Below are 16,893 nucleotides of genomic sequence, written 5' to 3' on the forward strand. Positions count from 1 at the left end.
CTATAATTTTTCAAAAAAATAGTCTCTATTAAAATATTTTATGAAAAATCACTTATTACTTTATATACCCTTAATATCTATAATAATCTATACTTAATATATAACAATATTTTCTACTTAAAAATACAATAAGAAACATAAAATATATTATAAATCATTTAATTTTTATATATTAAATCAAAAATTTATTTTAATAAAAAAAATAAAATTTTTAATAGAAATGAATAGATAAACCTAATACTTTATACAAAAGAAATTATTCCAATTCCAACATATCTATATATAAATAAGTTGAAATAAGATTCAAAAAACCAAAGCAATAATAACAATTAAGCAATAAGTTGTCCTGTATTTTGATCAACAACCTTCATAGATAATTTAATTTTTCCACGGTCATCAAAACTCAATAATTTTACCCACACAACATCACCTTCTTTAACAACATCACTTGTTTTAGAAACCCTTTCTGTAGAAAGTTGAGATATATGAACAAGCCCATCACGTGCACCACAAAAATGCACGAAAGCCCCAAAATCCATAACTTTCACTACAGTTCCTTTATAAATCTTATTAATTTCTGGGACATCCGTTATGGAGCGAATCATTTCACGAGCTGCTTCTATTTCTGAAAGAGAAGAAGATGCTATTTTTATAGTACCATCATCATCTATACTAACCTTTGCACCGGTCTGTTCAACTATACCACGTATAACTTTTCCTCCCATGCCAATTACATTTCGTATTTGATCTTGCGGAATAGACATAATTTCAACACGTGGAGTAAATTCACCAAGCTGTAACCGGCTTTCTGATAAGACATCTGACATTTCATCAAGAATATGAAGACGACCCTTTTTCGCTTGCTGCAAAGCAGTCATCATAATTTCTTTGGAGATTCCCCCTATTTTCATATCCATTTGCATTGCAGTAATACCAGAATCTGTTCCTGCAACTTTGAAGTCCATATGACCAAAATGATCTTCATCTCCCGATATATCAGACAAAACAACAAATTGATCACCTTCTTTCACGAGTCCCATAGCTATTCCAGCAATTGGCTTAGATATAGGAACTCCAGCATCCATTAACGCTAATGATGATCCACATACCGTCGCCATTGAAGAAGAACCATCAGATTCAGTGATTTCAGATACTATACGTATAGTATAAGGAAACTGTGAGGCCTGCGGCAAAATAGGGTGAATAGCACGCCTTGCCAATCTACCATGACCAATTTCACGCCGATTAGGAGCTCCAATTCTACCAACTTCTCGTACAGCAAAAGGGAAAAAGTTATAGTGCATCATGAAATCATTTCTCTGTGTTCCAGCCAAAGAATCTACATATTGCTCATCTTCTCTTGTTCCAAGAGTGACAACTACCATCGCCTGAGTATTGCCTCTAGAAAAGAGTGCTGAACCATGCGTCCGCTGTAGAAGACCAACTTGCGAACTAATATCACGCACCTTATCAACATCGCGTCCATCCATACGAATACTAGTTTCCATAATACCAGCACGAATAATCTTAGCCTGAATATCTTCAAATAAAGAAATAATTTCCCTTTCGCTCCAAGAAAAATTTTCACTACAAAAATGAGAAATCACTTTTTCTTTAAGTTCATCAATCAATTTACAACGCTTAGATTTTTCAATCACAAAACAATAAACTTTAAGATCTGCCTCAATCATCTGAGACATTTCCTCTTCTAGTTGTGATAAATCTTTTGAATTTACGGTTATTGGATCTTTTGGACACATCTTTGCAAGCTTGGAAATAGCTTTAATAACAGGCTTACATTTATCATGACCAAACATAATAGCATCAAGCACCACATCTTCTGATAATTGCTTAGCCTCTAATTCAACCATAAGAACAGCATCTTGAGTACCTGAAACAAAAAGATCAAGGGATCCTTTCTCTCCATCTAAAGGTGGATTCAAAATATATTTTCCATCAATATAATCTACTTGAGCACCTACGACAGGACCTTCAAATGGCAACCCTGATAACATTAAAGCAGCAGATGCTGCTATCATACTCACAACATTAGAACTATTTTCCAAATCATGCTGAATAACATTAATTATTAACTGTGTTTCATGTTTGAAATTCTTCGAAAACAAAGGCCTAATAGAACGATCAATCATACGAGAAATCAAAATTTCATGTTCAGTAGGACGTGATTCTCGTCTTAAATATCCTCCTGGAATTTTACCAACAGCATATGTTCTTTCTTGATAATTAACGGTAAAAGGGAAAAAATCTTGATCCTCTTTAAGTGACCTATCGAAAACAACAGTGGCTAAAACAATAGTCTCCCCATAAGTTGCTAAAACAGATCCATCAGAATTTCGTGCAATTCTACCGGTTTCTAACTTAAGCGGACGACCAGCCCACTCAATTTCAACTGTATGCACATCAAACATATTACACATCCTTAATTATCAATAACACCCAACAGAACAACATCTTTTTTTTAAGAAAAACGTAAAAAACTTTGTAAAAAGAAAATAACTAATCTTATTAATATATGATATCTTAATAAGAGAAAACAGCCAAAATGTATTCATTAATGATACAAAATATTGCTAAAATCAAATATACAGTAAAATATAAAAAATTATCGCCGAAGTTTAAGACTTTTAACTATCTTTTTGTATCTATCTACATATTCTCTTTCAAGATACTTTAAAAGAGAACTTCTTAAAGAAATTAATCTACTAAGCCCCATTTTAGAATCTACATCTTTTTTAGCATTCTTAAAATGCTCTGTAAGATTAGCTATTCTTTCGCTACAAACCGCAATCTGAACTTCCGGAGAACCAGTATCATTAGCTGACAAAGCATATTCATTTATAAGTTCTCTTTTACGTTCCAAAGTTATTGACATAAACACCCCTTATTAAGACATATATAAAACGAGAATATAATTATTCCCGCTTTTTAAAAAACAAATTAATAACACTTATTGATTTATTAATCTTTTTCCATCTAATAGAAAACTACTTTATCAAGGAAAACACGCTAATCACTCAAAAATATGATTACTTTTCAAGTTCCACGGAAGATGTTTTCGAAGAACAAATCAACTTATCAAGTTTCCAATAATTCTGCAACGATGTATCATATTTAAAACGAAATTCCGGCGTATATCTCAATTTTTTAAGAGATTTACTAATATGGAATCGAATAAACTTAACGTTACGATTTAAAGCAGAAATAATCTTATCAGAAGAAACATCTAGTGGCAAGGAAACATATACTGTAGCAACCCTTAAATCAATCGACATACATACTTCTGAAATAGATATAACATCTCTATTAATTAAATCATCTAGGAATTCATTTTTGAATATAATCCACATCAAGGCAGCACGAATTTCCTCTCCAACACGTAAAGCACGTCTAGAAGATCTTGAACTCCTATCTTTCAAAACAACATATCCCCCCAAATTACTTAACTTCTTATAAACAAGATATAAATCACTAAAGAGAACGCTTTATATGCTCTATATTAAAACATTCAATCATATCACCAACTTGTATATTATCATATTTGTCAAAAGCCATACCACAGTCTTGTCCCATATTAACTTCTGAAACCTCATCTTTAAAACGCTTAAGTGTTTTAAGTTTTCCTTCATACATAACAGTTCCATTACGTACTAAACGTACACCTGATCCACGCTCAACCTTGCCTTCTAATATTTTACATCCAGCCACATTTCCTAACTTAGTAACAGAAAAAACTTCCAACACCTCAGCATTTCCTAAAAACGTCTCTCTAATTTCTGGAGGCAATAAACTTGACATAAAATCTTTTATTGAATCGAGAAGATCATAAATTATATTATAATGAAGTATTTTTATTCCATCTCTTGCAGCAATCGTCCGCGCTTGAGAGCTTGCACGAACATTGAAACCAAAAACAATAGCATTAGAAGCTTTAGCCAACGACACATCAGTTTCATTAATCGCCCCAACGCTAGAATGAACAACAGAAACACAAACTTCCTTAGTCTTTAACTTAATCAAAGAATCAACAATAGCCTCTACAGAACCTTGAACATCACCTTTTATAATAACAGAAAACTCCTTAGTTTTAGATGATATATTTGCATCCCTCATAAACTTCTCGAACGGACTTCGTGAACCCAATCTTCGTGCCATAGACTTGTTACGTGATACACGCTGTCTATATTGAGAAATTTCCCGAGCACGATTCTCACTATCAACGACAACAAATTTATCTCCAGCCATCGGCATCCCTTGCAAACCAAGAATCTCAACAGGCATAGATGGAACAGCTTTTGAAATACTATTCCTTTTATCATCAAATAAAGCCCTAATCTTGCCCCACTGATCGCCTACAACTAAAATATTTCCTCTACTTAATGTACCTTTTTGAACTAAAACAGTAACAACTGGACCTCTCCCACGATCAAGATTGCCTTCAATTACAACCCCTTCTGCCTTACGATTGATACCAGCTCTCAAACTTAGCATTTCCGCTTGCAAAAGAATAGCAGAAAGTAATTTATCTAAATTAAGATTGTTTTTAGCAGAAATTTCAACATCCAGAATTTCTCCACCCATACTTTCAACAAAAATATCATATTTTAACAAGTTCATACGAACTTTTTGCGTATCTGCACCTGGTTTATCAACCTTATTAATAGCAACGATAATTGAAACCTCAGAAGATTTAGCATGATTAATAGATTCGATAGCTTGAGGCATTATTTCCTCATCTGCAGCTAAAACAAGAACAGCAATATCTGTAACACGGGCACCACGAGCACGCATTCCATAGAAAGCAGCATGCCCTGGAGTATCAAGGAAGGTAATATTATTCCCTTGATAATTAACTTGATACGCACCTATATGCTGGGTTATTCCTCCCACTTCCCCTTTTGCGACATTAGCTTTGCGTATAGCATCAAGAAGAGTAGTTTTCCCATGATCTACGTGCCCCATAATTGTTACAACAGGAGGACGAACCTCTAAGTCACTTTCACTATCTATATTATCAAAAATACCCAACTCGACATCTGAATCCAAAACACGCTTAACTACATGACCAAATTCATTAGCAATTATCTCGGAAAGATCAGCATCTATGAGATCACCAGGCTTCATAATCTGCCCCTCTTTCATCAAAAATTTTATCACATCAGCAGAACGTTCTGACATACGTTGAGACAATTCTTGTATAGTAATGGTTTCAGCAACTATGATGTCTCGAGAAATTTTTTCTCTTTTTTCCTGTCGTTGATTCCTACGTAATTTTTCTTGTCGACGACGCATCGCTGAAAGAGATCTTCTCCTTGAGCCCCCTCCCTCTTCATCAACATCATCAACAGTAGAAATCTTAATTTTTTTGTATTTTTTATCATCATCACCCACTTTGTTACGAAGCGTAGATTTTGATGAATATGCAGGAGAATTCTTACCCGCACCACCCTTAGATTTACCACGATTACTATCATCTGAAGATTTTCGTGATTTATTATTAACACTATCATCTAAGGATTTTCGTGCCTTATCATTAACAAGTACAGAATCAACCAAAGTTGATGGAGAGCTATCAATGATATCCTTAGATAAAACAATATTGGATTCTATTCCTGTCTCAAATCCATTATCAACCTCTGACACACCTATATCAAGATTTTCCCTATCTTTACAAGAATCTTCTTTTTTACATGAAACGATCTCATCATCTCGATTAATATCAAGTGCCGTAGAAGAATCAATGTTCTTAGAGGTTTTTTCAAGCGATTGCTGCTCTAATTCTTTAATACGCAACTCCTCATCACGCACTTGGGCCTCATGAAGAGCACGACGACGACTTTCTATCTCATCATGTGACAATCTTCCAAAAGGATAATCATTTTTTTGCGGAGATTTTTTTTGAGAACTAGGAGATTTTCGAAAACTTGCCTTAGTTTTTTTCTGCGATAAATCTTGAGAATTACTAGTAGAAGAATCTATAACTCGTGAATTCTTCCGGAAAACAGATACTTTTTCTTCTCCCTGATTATAGGAACGACGCTTGCGTGTCTCTACTACAACAGATCTAGCACGAACCTGATTCGTACCCTTATTCTGCAATGAAGCACTACCCCCACCGAGAGGTGATGTTTTCAGAGTAAGAGTCTTTTTCTCTACTATCTTCGATTTCTTTTCATCTTTATTATCTGTCATAATCCCCTAATCCACCGCTGAGAAAAATAAATAAATCTTTAATCAAAATCTTTACTTTCCTCATCTAAAATTTCTTCTTTTTCAATCCACCCCATCCTGTATCGTGCATAGAGAATCATGCTTTCAATTTGATTTTTTAAAAGCCCTAAGTTTGATAAAAATCCATCAAATGTCTCAACACTACCATTTTTATTATCACTCCAACCTAACAAATCATCAATAGAACAACCTGCTAAATCTTCCATAGTTTTAATTCCATTTTCCCCGAGAGCTACCTTTATTTTGGAATTCATTCCAGGAACATCAGATAATTCCTCCGAAACACCAAGATCTTTTATTTTTAATAGGAGAGCAGCATCTAAGCCATTAAGATATTCTCTAGCTCTCCCCTGTATTTCAGAAGCTGTCTCTTCATCAAATCCTTCAATAGAAGCTATTTCTTCAATCTTCACACATGCCAATTCTTCAACATCATAAAAACCTTCAGCAACAAGAAGGTGAGCTATCATCTCATCAACATTAATAGCCTGCATAAAAAATTGAGTACGTTCATTAAAATCTTTCTGACGATTAACAGAATCTTCTTCCTCAGTTATAATATCAATAGTCCAACCCGTTAATTGCGAAGCAAGACGTACATTCTGACCACGACGACCGATAGCTAAAGAAAGCTGTTCCTTTGGAACAATGACTTCAATGCGCCCAACATCCTCATCCAAAACCACTTTTGTAACAACAGCTGGACGAAGCGAATTAATCACAAATGTTGCAGGATCAGGAGACCATACAACTATATCTATTTTTTCATCTCTCAATTCTCCCACGACTGCCTGAACACGAGATCCACGCATGCCAACACAAGAACCAACTGGATCAATAGAGGAATCACTAGAGAAAACCGCTAATTTTGCACGAGAGCCAGGATCACGTGAAACCGCTTTTACCTGAACAATATCATTGCAAATCTCCGGAACTTCCATCTGGAATAATTTCACCATAAATTGAGGATGCGTACGAGATAATAAAACCTGAGGACCTCTTTGTTCACGTCTAACATCATATATGTAACTTCTTACACGATCTCCTGGACGAAGATTCTCCCGAGGAATTGTCTCATCACGACGAATTACCCCATCTGAATGACCAAGATCAACTACAACATTACCATATTCAACGCGCTTAACCGTACCACCAACAATTTCCCCTACCTTATCCTTAAACTCAAGATATTGACGATCTCGTTCAGCTTCACGTACTTTTTGAATGATCACTTGTTTGGCAGATTGAACTGCAGATCTACCAAATCCAGCAGGAGGTAGAGGCTCAGAGACAAAACCTCCTATATCAATATCAGGATAACGATCACGGGCTAATTGCAATGAAATTTGACAAGAATAATTTTCAACTTCTTCTACTACTTCCAACATACGAAACAGGGAAATATCTCCTGTTTCTGGATTGATTTCAACCCGAATGTCAGACATCGTTCCATAAAGAGAACGAGCAGCTTTCTGGATGGAATCTGCCATAACCGAGAGTACCACATCCCGATCTATCGATTTTTCACAAGCAACAGCATCTGCAATTTGCAAAAGCTCAAGTCGGTTTGCGGAAACCATAATACAAAAATCTCCTTAATTCCCTACAACCCATCATAACTCGCATTAGCCATTCAAGGAAGCACGTATCAATTCATCAGTGATGACAAGTCTTGCCGAAATAAGTGAAGCAAATGATATAGCAATATGCAATTCATCTGCATCTTCTCCTTTTATTTTTTCTTTTTCGAGAAAAAATTCAACCTCGTTATTCCCTATAATTTTCCCAACAAACTTCTGTTTATCACCAGAAGATGAACGAACTTCACACTCCATAACGTAACCATTCCATCTTATAAAATCAGACTTCCTAACCATTGGACGATCTATACCAGGAGAAGAAATCTCTACTTTATAATGCCCATCTATTATATTCTCTATATCAATAATCGGGAATATAGCCTTAGATAATTCTTCACAGTCACGCAACGTAATACTTCCATCATCACGTTCTAAAAGAATCTGCAATACAATATTTTTCCCTTCTAGCAGAGATACTTGAACAATCCTAAAACCCATTTCTTCGACAATAGGCTTAATCAAATTAGATATATCGCAAGCTAATCCCACTTCTTCAAAAAGCCGAGGTTCATATTTATTATAAAGAACATGCGTGCTTTCCAACTACTACTATCCTCACTACCCAATTTTAAAAAACAAAATAGCGGAGAATCATCCCGCCCCTAATCACATAATACAAAGTATCAATGATAATGACAAAATAGTAACGCTCTCATGTCCAAATTGTCAATACTTATAAAACATATACCATGCTACAAAAACTTGCAAATTAGCAATTCATGAAAATAGATAAACATCTTTAAATGAACCTATTATTTAAAAATATCACATTAATGTTAATTATTAAAAAAATATTACTTTTTTATAAAATAACCCCCTTTAACAACAAACCTAATATACATAAAAAAAACAAATATTATAGAAGGCAGAGATGACAAAATAACTGCTAATAACGGAAACAATCCCTTAAAAGTTAGCAGTAATTGCACATATAAAGCGTAATTCAAAACAGATGCTATACAGTATATAATACCATAACGAATTGTTTCAAGAAAAGACCTGTGCCGTAATTTAAGAAATACAAACAAACGGTTTGGTTTCCAAGTTACTAAAAATGCTATAGCAATGGAAAATATACGACTGTAAAAAGGGTCAACTTTACAATTCATTAATAAAATAAATCCCATTACATCTACAAAAAAAAAACAAAAAATATTACTACTAAAAACAAAACATTGCTTCATTATTGCATCTTTCACAAATCTCTTTTAATCCATATTATGTATATTATAAAAAAAAATGTTTCCAATACACTTAACATCACTTAAAATACCTATATTAGAAAGAACAGATACTTTAAAAATATAAAGATATTAAAATAACTAATGTATGGATACTTTTTCAAAAATAAATTCTTTAAATCTCCAAGAATACTCCGTATCAGAGCTATCTTACCATCTAAAAGATGAAATTGAATCTAAGTTTTCCTATATATCAGTCCGAGGAGAAGTATCTGGATATCGAGGAATTCATTCGTCAGGACATGTATACTTCTCATTAAAAGATAATAAATCACGAATTGATGCTGTTATCTGGAAAGGAACTCTCAATAAAATTGAATATTTGCCAGAAGAAGGAATTGAATTTCTTATTCTAGGAAGAGTAACAACATTTCCAGGATCTTCTAAATATCAAATAATCATAGAATACTTGACACCATATGGGTCAGGTGAAATGATGAACACTTTAGAGAAAAGAAAAAAAAAACTATCAGAAGAAGGGCTTTTCTTAGATAAAAACAAAAAACCTATTCCCTTTATACCAAAAACAATTGCAGTTATAACATCTCCTACAGGAGCGGTAATTCGTGATATTTTAAAAACAATCTCATGCAGATTTCCTTTGAGAGTAATTATCTTTCCAGTCAAAGTACAAGGAGAGGAATGCCCTAAAGAGATCACTAATGCAATTATTCAATTAAATGATATAAAAGAAGAGAACGATTGTCCTAAACCAGATATTATAATTATTGCTCGTGGTGGTGGCAGCATAGAAGATCTATGGTATTTTAACGACGAAATGATTGTTAGAACTATCGCAAGTAGTTCTATCCCCATAATATCAGCCATTGGACACGAAACAGATTGGACACTAGCTGATCATGCAGCAGATTTAAGAGCAGCAACTCCAACAGGAGCTGCAGAAATTGCTGTTCCTGTAAAAGAGCATTTGCTATCATCTCTAAAGAATCTTGGATTAAGACTTGATAACACAAGTATTAGATTAATAAAAAACAAAACCAACACCTTGAATTATATAATTAGGACTATTCCAAGCTACGATCAAATTTTTTCTTGTCCACGTTATAGACTTGACAGACTATCCCGTGGATTGGAACATAATCTTGAAATTATAATTTTTCGCAAATGCCGTAATTTTTACAATATAAAAAATAGTATAAAATCAGATTTCCCGCAAATCATTCAAAAAAACCGTCAAAACATTATAGAAAAACAACAATATATTGAAAAAATAATTGAACAAAACATGCGTTATATATTCATGAAAAAAAAAGAAAAAATTGTCATTCTTCGCATGCTACTAGAACGAACAAAAAGTCACATATCACATATTAATATACATATAAAAAAGATAATAAACCGTATTGAATTAATGCTATCACATAAAATAAAAAATTGTCGTACATCTATTTCAACAACAATCCAAATATTGCAATCTCTCTCTTATGAGAACACACTAAAACGAGGATATACAACCATACGAGATACCAATAATAACTTTATAACTAAGGCGAATAATCTATCTGATGAAATAGTTATACTAATTGATTTTTTTGATGGAGAAGCAAATGCCATCGTAATAAATAAAAATCATCCTATTACGAAGGGTAAATCTACTAAAAAAAACATACGTAAAAGAAAGAAGAACCTATCCGAAAACCAAGGCAAATTATTTTAGAAAGCCCACTCTCCCCCTCTCATAATAGGAACGATAACACCATTTTTTGTACAACCATCAACATTCACTTCGCCAGAACCAATCATCCAGTCAACATGAGCCATGCTTGAATTTCCACCCTGCTCCTCTATCCAATTATCTGATTCATTTACAGGCTTTTTCAAGCATTTAGAATAACATTGCCCAAAAGCTATATGAGAAGCGGCATTCTCATCAAACAAAGTATCATAGAACAAAGTATTAGTTTTAGATAACAGAGAAGAATGCGGAACCAAAGCTACTTCTCCTAGTCTACGAGCCCCTTCATCAATATCCAAAATTTTATTAAGCATCCCCTCCCCTTTTGAAGCAGATGCTTCAACTACACGACCTTTATCGAAGCGAACCCTAATATTTTCAATTAACGTCCCTTGATATACGAGCGGCTTAGTACTTGTTGCATATCCATCTACTTTTTTCGCATGAGGAGTAGTAAATACTTCTTCTGTGGGAATATTAGGATTGCAAACAACACTATTTTGCGCAAGAGAAGATCCACCCGACCAATGATGTCCATCTGCCAGACCAACCTTTAAAGATGTGTTAGGTCCTGAAAAACGAATTTCCGCAAAATCATTTTCGTTTAACCATTGAGATTTTTTATGAAGAAAATTATTGTGCTTCGTCCAAGCAACTACAGGATCAATACAATTAGCACGAGACACGGAGAAAATGGTATTTGCAAGTTTTGCTAAAGCTATTGGAGTAGGATCGCTAGGATACACAACCTTTGCCCATTCACAACTTGGATAAGGAATAATGCTCCAATTGATATCAAAATTGGAAATTTTCTCCAAAGATGGCTTATAGGCCTTTAAATACGATTTATTTACACGACTTACTTTTTCTGGATCTTCATTCAATAGCAATAGAGGATCGTCACCAGAAATGCTCAATAAAGCAGTATTAGCAGAATACGCCTTAGAAAGCCCTTCACAGAACCAATCTGCAACACTATCAAAAGAATAATCAGATCCATATTTATAGCGCATGAGAGCAGTTTCGCTATCCTTATAAAATACACTAACTAATCCAGCTCCTAAGATATAAGCATGTTTAGTGATTAATCTTACTAAAGGCAAAGCGCAAATCGGAGACATAACTATAAGATGCTGTCTTGGTTGAATATTAACACCAACTTGCAACGAAACTTTTGCTAGCTTTTCCAACATGACTAAGTCTACGTGTGAAACAGATGAATTACTATTTTTCATAAAATCCTCTTCATTGAACAATAATAATGAACAATTTACCGCAAAACAGTATCTACAGTGAAATTTATTTAAATGACAATATAGTTTTATAACCAAACTAAAAACTAAAATAAATTTCACTATTACATAGTTCAGTAGTATATACTATACTGCGGTCTAGGATGAAAGTTAATTGTTTACATTATTTAGAGACTATTGGTTCATTCATCCAAAAGGAATATATGTACGAGAGATTAAAATATGGGATTATGATATAAAATGCAGATTATGAAGAATTTTTTTACGGTATGTACTTTAACATTAGGAAGCCGCTTTCTTGGCTTTATACGTGAAACTCTCATAGCAGCAACCCTTGGCATAGGAAAAGTATCGGATGTTTTTTACATAGCATTTTATCTCCCTTTCATTTTTCGCAGGCTAGCTGCTGAAGGTGTATTTCACAATTCTTTTATCCCACTATTCACTCAAGAAAAAGAAAAAAACGGATCTAAAAGCGCACAGCAACTTTCTTCTGAAATTTTCAGTGTTCTAATTATTAGCCTATTATTACTAACTGTTATCGTAGAACTAATTATACCATTTCTTATCAGATTCTTATTAGCACCTGGATTCGCCTATCAATCAGATATGTATTTATTAACGGTACAATTATCTAGATTGATGTTTCCAAGCATAATTTTCATGTCACTAGCATCATTAATAACGGGCATATTCTTTGCATTAAGGTGCTATTTTATTGGATCTATAAATCCAATAGTTCTCAATATAGGTCCAATTTTTGTGCTAACTTACGCATTATGGTATAATCTTACCCCACAAAGAACTGCATATTTTTTATCTTGGGGAATATTCTTGACCACCATAGTTCAGTTATTTATTGCTTATTTTTATGCAAAAAAACATGGAATTAATCCATCAGTTCAATATCCTCGCCTAACACACAATGTTAAAAAATTTTTAAAGCTGACACTTCCTCTTATTGTAACAGGAGGTGTTATTCAAATAAACAATATGGTAGGCCGAGCTATAGCTTCTAGTAATATAGGAATGGTATCTGCACTACAATATGCAGAACGAGTATATCTAATGCCAGTAGGAGTTATTGGAGGAGCTATGATGCTTGCAATATTGCCAGAATTATCTCGATCTATGAAATTGGAAAACAAAAAAAAGAGTTGTGAACTTCAAAATCAGGCTATTGAATTTGTATCTTTTTTGACTATACCTTCTGCTGTTATCTTATTCATCTTCTCAAAAGAAATCATCACAATACTATATGAACGAGGGGCATTTTCTTCTCAAAATACACTTCTTGTATCCTCATTTTTATCTATTTATAGCATAGGAATTCCAGGTTTTATAATTGCTAAAAATCTTCAAACATCATTTTACGCTCAAAATGATATGAAAAGTCCTATGAAGATCTCTTTAATATCGGTTTTTATAAATTTTATAATATCTATAACATCATTTCCATTTATAGGAGGATATGGTATTGCTTGTGCAGAAGTATTCTCAGGATGGGTAAATACAATTTATCTAGCGATGACTCTATGGAAGCGTAAGCAAATAAATTTTTATCCTAAAACCATCTATAGAATTTTATCAATTTTAATATCATCTGGATTAATGGGGATTTTTATCACATTATCCAAACCACACTTATATAATAAATTAGCTGCAAAACAAACTTTTTTTGATCAATTTATAAATCTTTCTATGCTACTATCGGGTTCATTATTATTCTATTTATGTTCAATTTTTCTACTTATTGGAAAAGATTTTTTATATTTATTAATAAAGATTGTAAAAAATAAGTAGAACAAAGAATATTAATGTGATATTCAATTGACAATTAAAAATAACCCTATTTTTGGATATACTATGGGAAAGTCTGAAAATCTTTTTGTATCAGGAATTCAACCAACTGGAGGATTACATCTTGGAAATTACTTAGGTATGACCAAAAAAGTTGTTAGCAGACAACAGATTTTCGATTGTACTGGAATATATTTCATTGCAGACCTACACGCGATTACCAATAAAGTAGTTCAAGAAAACTTGCAATATCAATCACGTTTGGTTGCAGCTTCATTACTGGCAGCAGGGATTGATCCTCCACGCAACATTATATTCAAACAGTCTGCTGTTTCTGAACATAGTGAATTAGCTTGGATTTTTAGTTGTATTGCAAGAATGGGCTGGATGAATAATATGATTCAATTCAAAGAAAAAAGTAGAGGGAATGGCAAAACAACTTCACTTGGATTATATGCTTATCCTGTTTTGATGGCAGCAGATATACTATTATATCGAGCTACTCATGTTCCTGTAGGAGAAGATCAAAGACAACATCTTGAATTAACTCGCCTTATAGCACAAAGGTTTAACGCCGAATTTAAACATAAAATAGACGAGATTTCTCAAAAATATGCTAAAGAAGAACAATTTAGCAAAGGATTTTTCCCTATAATTGAAGCTATAATAGACAAATCAGCATCTCGTATCAAATCTTTAAAAGATGCATCTAAAAAGATGTCTAAATCAGATTCTTCTGATTATTCACGTATTAACTTACTAGATAATGCAGATATAATTACAAAAAAGATCAAAAAAGCTAAAACAGATGGCGATGTATTACCTTATGAATTTTATGAACTTGAAAATAGACTTGAAGCAAAAAATCTTGTAGAAATTTTCGCAACAATACGAAATATGAAAAAAGAAGAAGTACTAAAACAATTTGCAGGACAGTATTTTTCTAAATTTAAACTGGCATTAACTGATGCTATAATAGAGGAAATTACACCTATATCTAAAAAAATTTACCATCTATTAGAAGATAGAAATTATCTTGATAATATTTTAATTGAAGGAGCAAATCTCGCTCGTTTTCGTGCTAAAGAAACGATGAAATATGTTCATGAGATAGTTGGATTATCTCATTAAAAAAGTATTATATGAAGAAATTTTCAATATATTTATATAAATTAGTATATAAATAAGAACTGCATTAATTAAAAATCCTTATATAAAAATCTTTACAAGAGATATAATAATATGGAATTATTCCTTGCTTTTTTTAATAGTATGATTAACGCTTAATTATCTTGTCTTTTAAATAAAATGTTTTTTAGCATTTCCTATATACAATGAGTTTAAATATTGGCTGTCTATACCCATCCTTCTCAAAAAGAAATCGATTTTTTCATACAAGAATACAAAATAGGACAACTAGTTTCAATTGAGCCTATTATTAATGGTATAGATAATTCTAATTTTGTCCTTAAAACTTCTAATGGAACATTCATTCTTACTATTTATGAAAAACGTATCAATAAAAAAGATATACCTTTTTTTATTGAATTATTACGCTATATTTATTGCAATAAATTACCTTGCCCTCTACCTATCTCTAGAAATGATGGAGAAATTTATGGATTTATCTCTAATAAACCAGCTGCTATCTTCTCTTTTATTAAAGGCAGATCATTAAGTAATACATCTGTAACGCATTGTGAAGAAGTCGGCAGTATTCTTGCTTCCATGCATCAAAAAACAAAAGGTTTCCATCTTTATAGAAAAAATAATTTATCACTACCTGATCTAAAAAATTTATGGCTAATATGCAGTGATAAGATAAATGAAAATTTAAAAAAGGAAATAGATAATGAATTATGTTTTCTAGAGGAATCATGGCCTAAAAATTTGCCCACTGGTATTATTCATGCGGATCTATTTCCAGATAACGTACTATTTTATAACAATAAAATTATAGGATTAATTGATTTCTACTTTTCTTGCTATGACTTTTTTATGTATGATCTCTCTATTTGTATCAATGCTTGGTGCTTTAATGAAAATGATACTTATAACAAATCTAAAGGATTTTCTATTGTAAATGGATACAATAAAGTAAATAGTATTTCAGAAAATGAACTGCAATCACTTCCTATTCTATTACGTGGATCAGCATTACGTTTCTTTTTGACTCGTCTATATGATAGCCAAAACATACCATTTAATTCTATTGCAATTACAAAAGATCCTATGGAATATATTCGTAAAATAAGATTTCACAAAAAAACATCATGTGTATCACAATATGGATTTTAAAAACTTAAAAGAAATTATAGCATATACTGACGGTGCTTGCTCCGGGAATCCAGGGCCTGGAGGATGGGGAGTATTATTACAATATCAAGAGAAAGAAAAAATCATTTCAGGAGGAGAAAAAGAAACAACAAATAATAGAATGGAATTAACAGCTGTAATTAAAGCACTTACTGCCCTTAAATATCCATGTAAAGTTACTTTGTATACAGATAGTTCTTATGTCCACAAAGGATTTTCACAATGGATATGCAAATGGGAAAAAAATGATTGGAAAACTGCTGAAAAAAAACCTGTGAAAAATGTAGATCTATGGATGAAGTTTATAGACGCGTCCAAAAAACATAAAGTTAATTTGTATTGGATAAAAGGTCATGCAAGGAATCAAGAAAATAATAAAGTTGATCAAATAGCAAGAGCTGCTGCTATTTCATTTAAAAACAAGATATAATTTTCTCATTAAAAACAAATAGTAATAGAACTGTTATCTATCTCTAGTAATCAACTTAACTGTATCTAATTGTTTTATACAATTCTAAAAGTCATTCAGATAAAAGATGATAAAGACCGCATGAATATAAATTCTATTATATATTTCTAATATTTTAAACAATAACTATTGTATAAGGAAAATATCATTAAAATCTACTAGAAATATTTATAAATAAATACCCTATTATTACAATGATTTATATTAAATTTTTATCAATAGAATATAT

Annotated in this window: 13 protein-coding genes; 5 read left to right on the top strand and 8 right to left on the bottom strand. The window is 32.5% G+C overall.

What is annotated here, in order from left to right; translation table 11 throughout:
- Positions 1 to 329: 329 nt before the first annotated feature.
- From pnp to GY664_RS02380, 7 genes are all read right to left on the bottom strand, one after another.
- Positions 330 to 2,429 carry a polyribonucleotide nucleotidyltransferase gene (pnp, locus tag GY664_RS02350; protein WP_333947855.1) on the bottom strand — a complete coding sequence of 700 codons (2,100 nt, stop codon included), beginning with the start codon at positions 2,427 to 2,429 and terminating at the stop codon, positions 330 to 332.
- Positions 2,430 to 2,623: 194 nt separating this feature from the next.
- Positions 2,624 to 2,893: a 30S ribosomal protein S15 gene (gene rpsO, locus GY664_RS02355; RefSeq protein ID WP_333947857.1), complete on the bottom strand. Its 270-nt coding sequence runs from the start codon at positions 2,891 to 2,893 to the stop codon at positions 2,624 to 2,626.
- 154 nt (positions 2,894 to 3,047) lie between these two features.
- A complete protein-coding gene (gene rbfA, locus GY664_RS02360; protein ID WP_333947858.1) occupies positions 3,048 to 3,437 on the bottom strand; it encodes a 30S ribosome-binding factor RbfA in 390 nt (129 codons plus the stop codon).
- A 52-nt stretch (positions 3,438 to 3,489) separates the two neighbouring features.
- Positions 3,490 to 6,210, bottom strand: a complete 2,721-nt coding sequence (gene infB, locus GY664_RS02365) for a translation initiation factor IF-2 (protein ID WP_333947860.1) — start codon at positions 6,208 to 6,210, stop codon at positions 3,490 to 3,492.
- A gap of 38 nt (positions 6,211 to 6,248) precedes the next feature.
- The gene (gene nusA / locus GY664_RS02370) at positions 6,249 to 7,832 is read right to left on the bottom strand and encodes a transcription termination factor NusA (RefSeq protein ID WP_333947902.1); all 1,584 of its coding nucleotides are present in this window, start codon (positions 7,830 to 7,832) and stop codon (positions 6,249 to 6,251) included.
- Between the two features lie 42 nt (positions 7,833 to 7,874).
- Positions 7,875 to 8,432 carry a ribosome maturation factor RimP gene (gene rimP, locus GY664_RS02375; RefSeq protein WP_333947861.1) on the bottom strand — a complete coding sequence of 186 codons (558 nt, stop codon included), beginning with the start codon at positions 8,430 to 8,432 and terminating at the stop codon, positions 7,875 to 7,877.
- 251 nt (positions 8,433 to 8,683) lie between these two features.
- A complete protein-coding gene (locus GY664_RS02380) occupies positions 8,684 to 9,073 on the bottom strand; it encodes a GtrA family protein (RefSeq protein WP_333947862.1) in 390 nt (129 codons plus the stop codon).
- A 145-nt stretch (positions 9,074 to 9,218) separates the two neighbouring features.
- Here GY664_RS02380 and xseA point away from each other — a divergent pair, with 145 nt between their 5' ends.
- Positions 9,219 to 10,808 carry an exodeoxyribonuclease VII large subunit gene (gene xseA / locus GY664_RS02385; protein WP_333947863.1) on the top strand — a complete coding sequence of 530 codons (1,590 nt, stop codon included), beginning with the start codon at positions 9,219 to 9,221 and terminating at the stop codon, positions 10,806 to 10,808.
- Here the strand turns inward: xseA and GY664_RS02390 are convergent.
- The gene (locus GY664_RS02390; RefSeq protein WP_333947864.1) at positions 10,805 to 12,061 is read right to left on the bottom strand and encodes an aminopeptidase; all 1,257 of its coding nucleotides are present in this window, start codon (positions 12,059 to 12,061) and stop codon (positions 10,805 to 10,807) included. The genes xseA and GY664_RS02390 overlap by 4 nt on opposite strands.
- 258 nt (positions 12,062 to 12,319) lie before the next feature.
- On the opposite strand from GY664_RS02390, the gene murJ reads away from it, so the two are divergent.
- The 4 genes from murJ (at position 12,320) to rnhA (ending at position 16,625) form a co-directional block, all read left to right on the top strand.
- A complete protein-coding gene (gene murJ / locus GY664_RS02395) occupies positions 12,320 to 13,882 on the top strand; it encodes a murein biosynthesis integral membrane protein MurJ (protein ID WP_333947865.1) in 1,563 nt (520 codons plus the stop codon).
- Between the two features lie 63 nt (positions 13,883 to 13,945).
- Positions 13,946 to 15,010, top strand: a complete 1,065-nt coding sequence (gene trpS, locus GY664_RS02400) for a tryptophan--tRNA ligase (protein ID WP_333947866.1) — start codon at positions 13,946 to 13,948, stop codon at positions 15,008 to 15,010.
- A gap of 216 nt (positions 15,011 to 15,226) precedes the next feature.
- Entirely contained in the window at positions 15,227 to 16,177 is a 951-nt protein-coding gene (locus GY664_RS02405) for a homoserine kinase (RefSeq protein ID WP_333947867.1), read from the top strand.
- Positions 16,167 to 16,625 carry a ribonuclease HI gene (rnhA, locus tag GY664_RS02410; protein WP_333947868.1) on the top strand — a complete coding sequence of 153 codons (459 nt, stop codon included), beginning with the start codon at positions 16,167 to 16,169 and terminating at the stop codon, positions 16,623 to 16,625. Before GY664_RS02405 ends, rnhA begins: the two co-directional genes overlap by 11 nt.
- The last annotated feature ends 268 nt before the right edge of the window (positions 16,626 to 16,893 follow it).

Source organism: Candidatus Liberibacter brunswickensis (assembly GCF_036858155.1).
In the GTDB taxonomy this organism is placed as follows: domain Bacteria; phylum Pseudomonadota; class Alphaproteobacteria; order Rhizobiales; family Rhizobiaceae; genus Liberibacter; species Liberibacter brunswickensis.

Excerpts from the sequence above, each read along its gene's own strand:
- trpS (WP_333947866.1), top strand. The coding sequence starts at position 13,946 with ATGGGAAAGTCTGAAAATCTTTTTGTATCAGGAATTCAACCAACTGGA.
- rnhA (WP_333947868.1), top strand. The coding sequence starts at position 16,167 with ATGGATTTTAAAAACTTAAAAGAAATTATAGCATATACTGACGGTGCT.
- infB (WP_333947860.1), bottom strand. The coding sequence starts at position 6,210 with ATGACAGATAATAAAGATGAAAAGAAATCGAAGATAGTAGAGAAAAAG.
- GY664_RS02390 (WP_333947864.1), bottom strand. The coding sequence starts at position 12,061 with ATGAAAAATAGTAATTCATCTGTTTCACACGTAGACTTAGTCATGTTG.
- rpsO (WP_333947857.1), bottom strand. The coding sequence starts at position 2,893 with ATGTCAATAACTTTGGAACGTAAAAGAGAACTTATAAATGAATATGCT.
- pnp (WP_333947855.1), bottom strand. The coding sequence starts at position 2,429 with ATGTTTGATGTGCATACAGTTGAAATTGAGTGGGCTGGTCGTCCGCTT.
- GY664_RS02380 (WP_333947862.1), bottom strand. The coding sequence starts at position 9,073 with ATGAAGCAATGTTTTGTTTTTAGTAGTAATATTTTTTGTTTTTTTTTT.
- murJ (WP_333947865.1), top strand. The coding sequence starts at position 12,320 with ATGCAGATTATGAAGAATTTTTTTACGGTATGTACTTTAACATTAGGA.
- xseA (WP_333947863.1), top strand. The coding sequence starts at position 9,219 with ATGGATACTTTTTCAAAAATAAATTCTTTAAATCTCCAAGAATACTCC.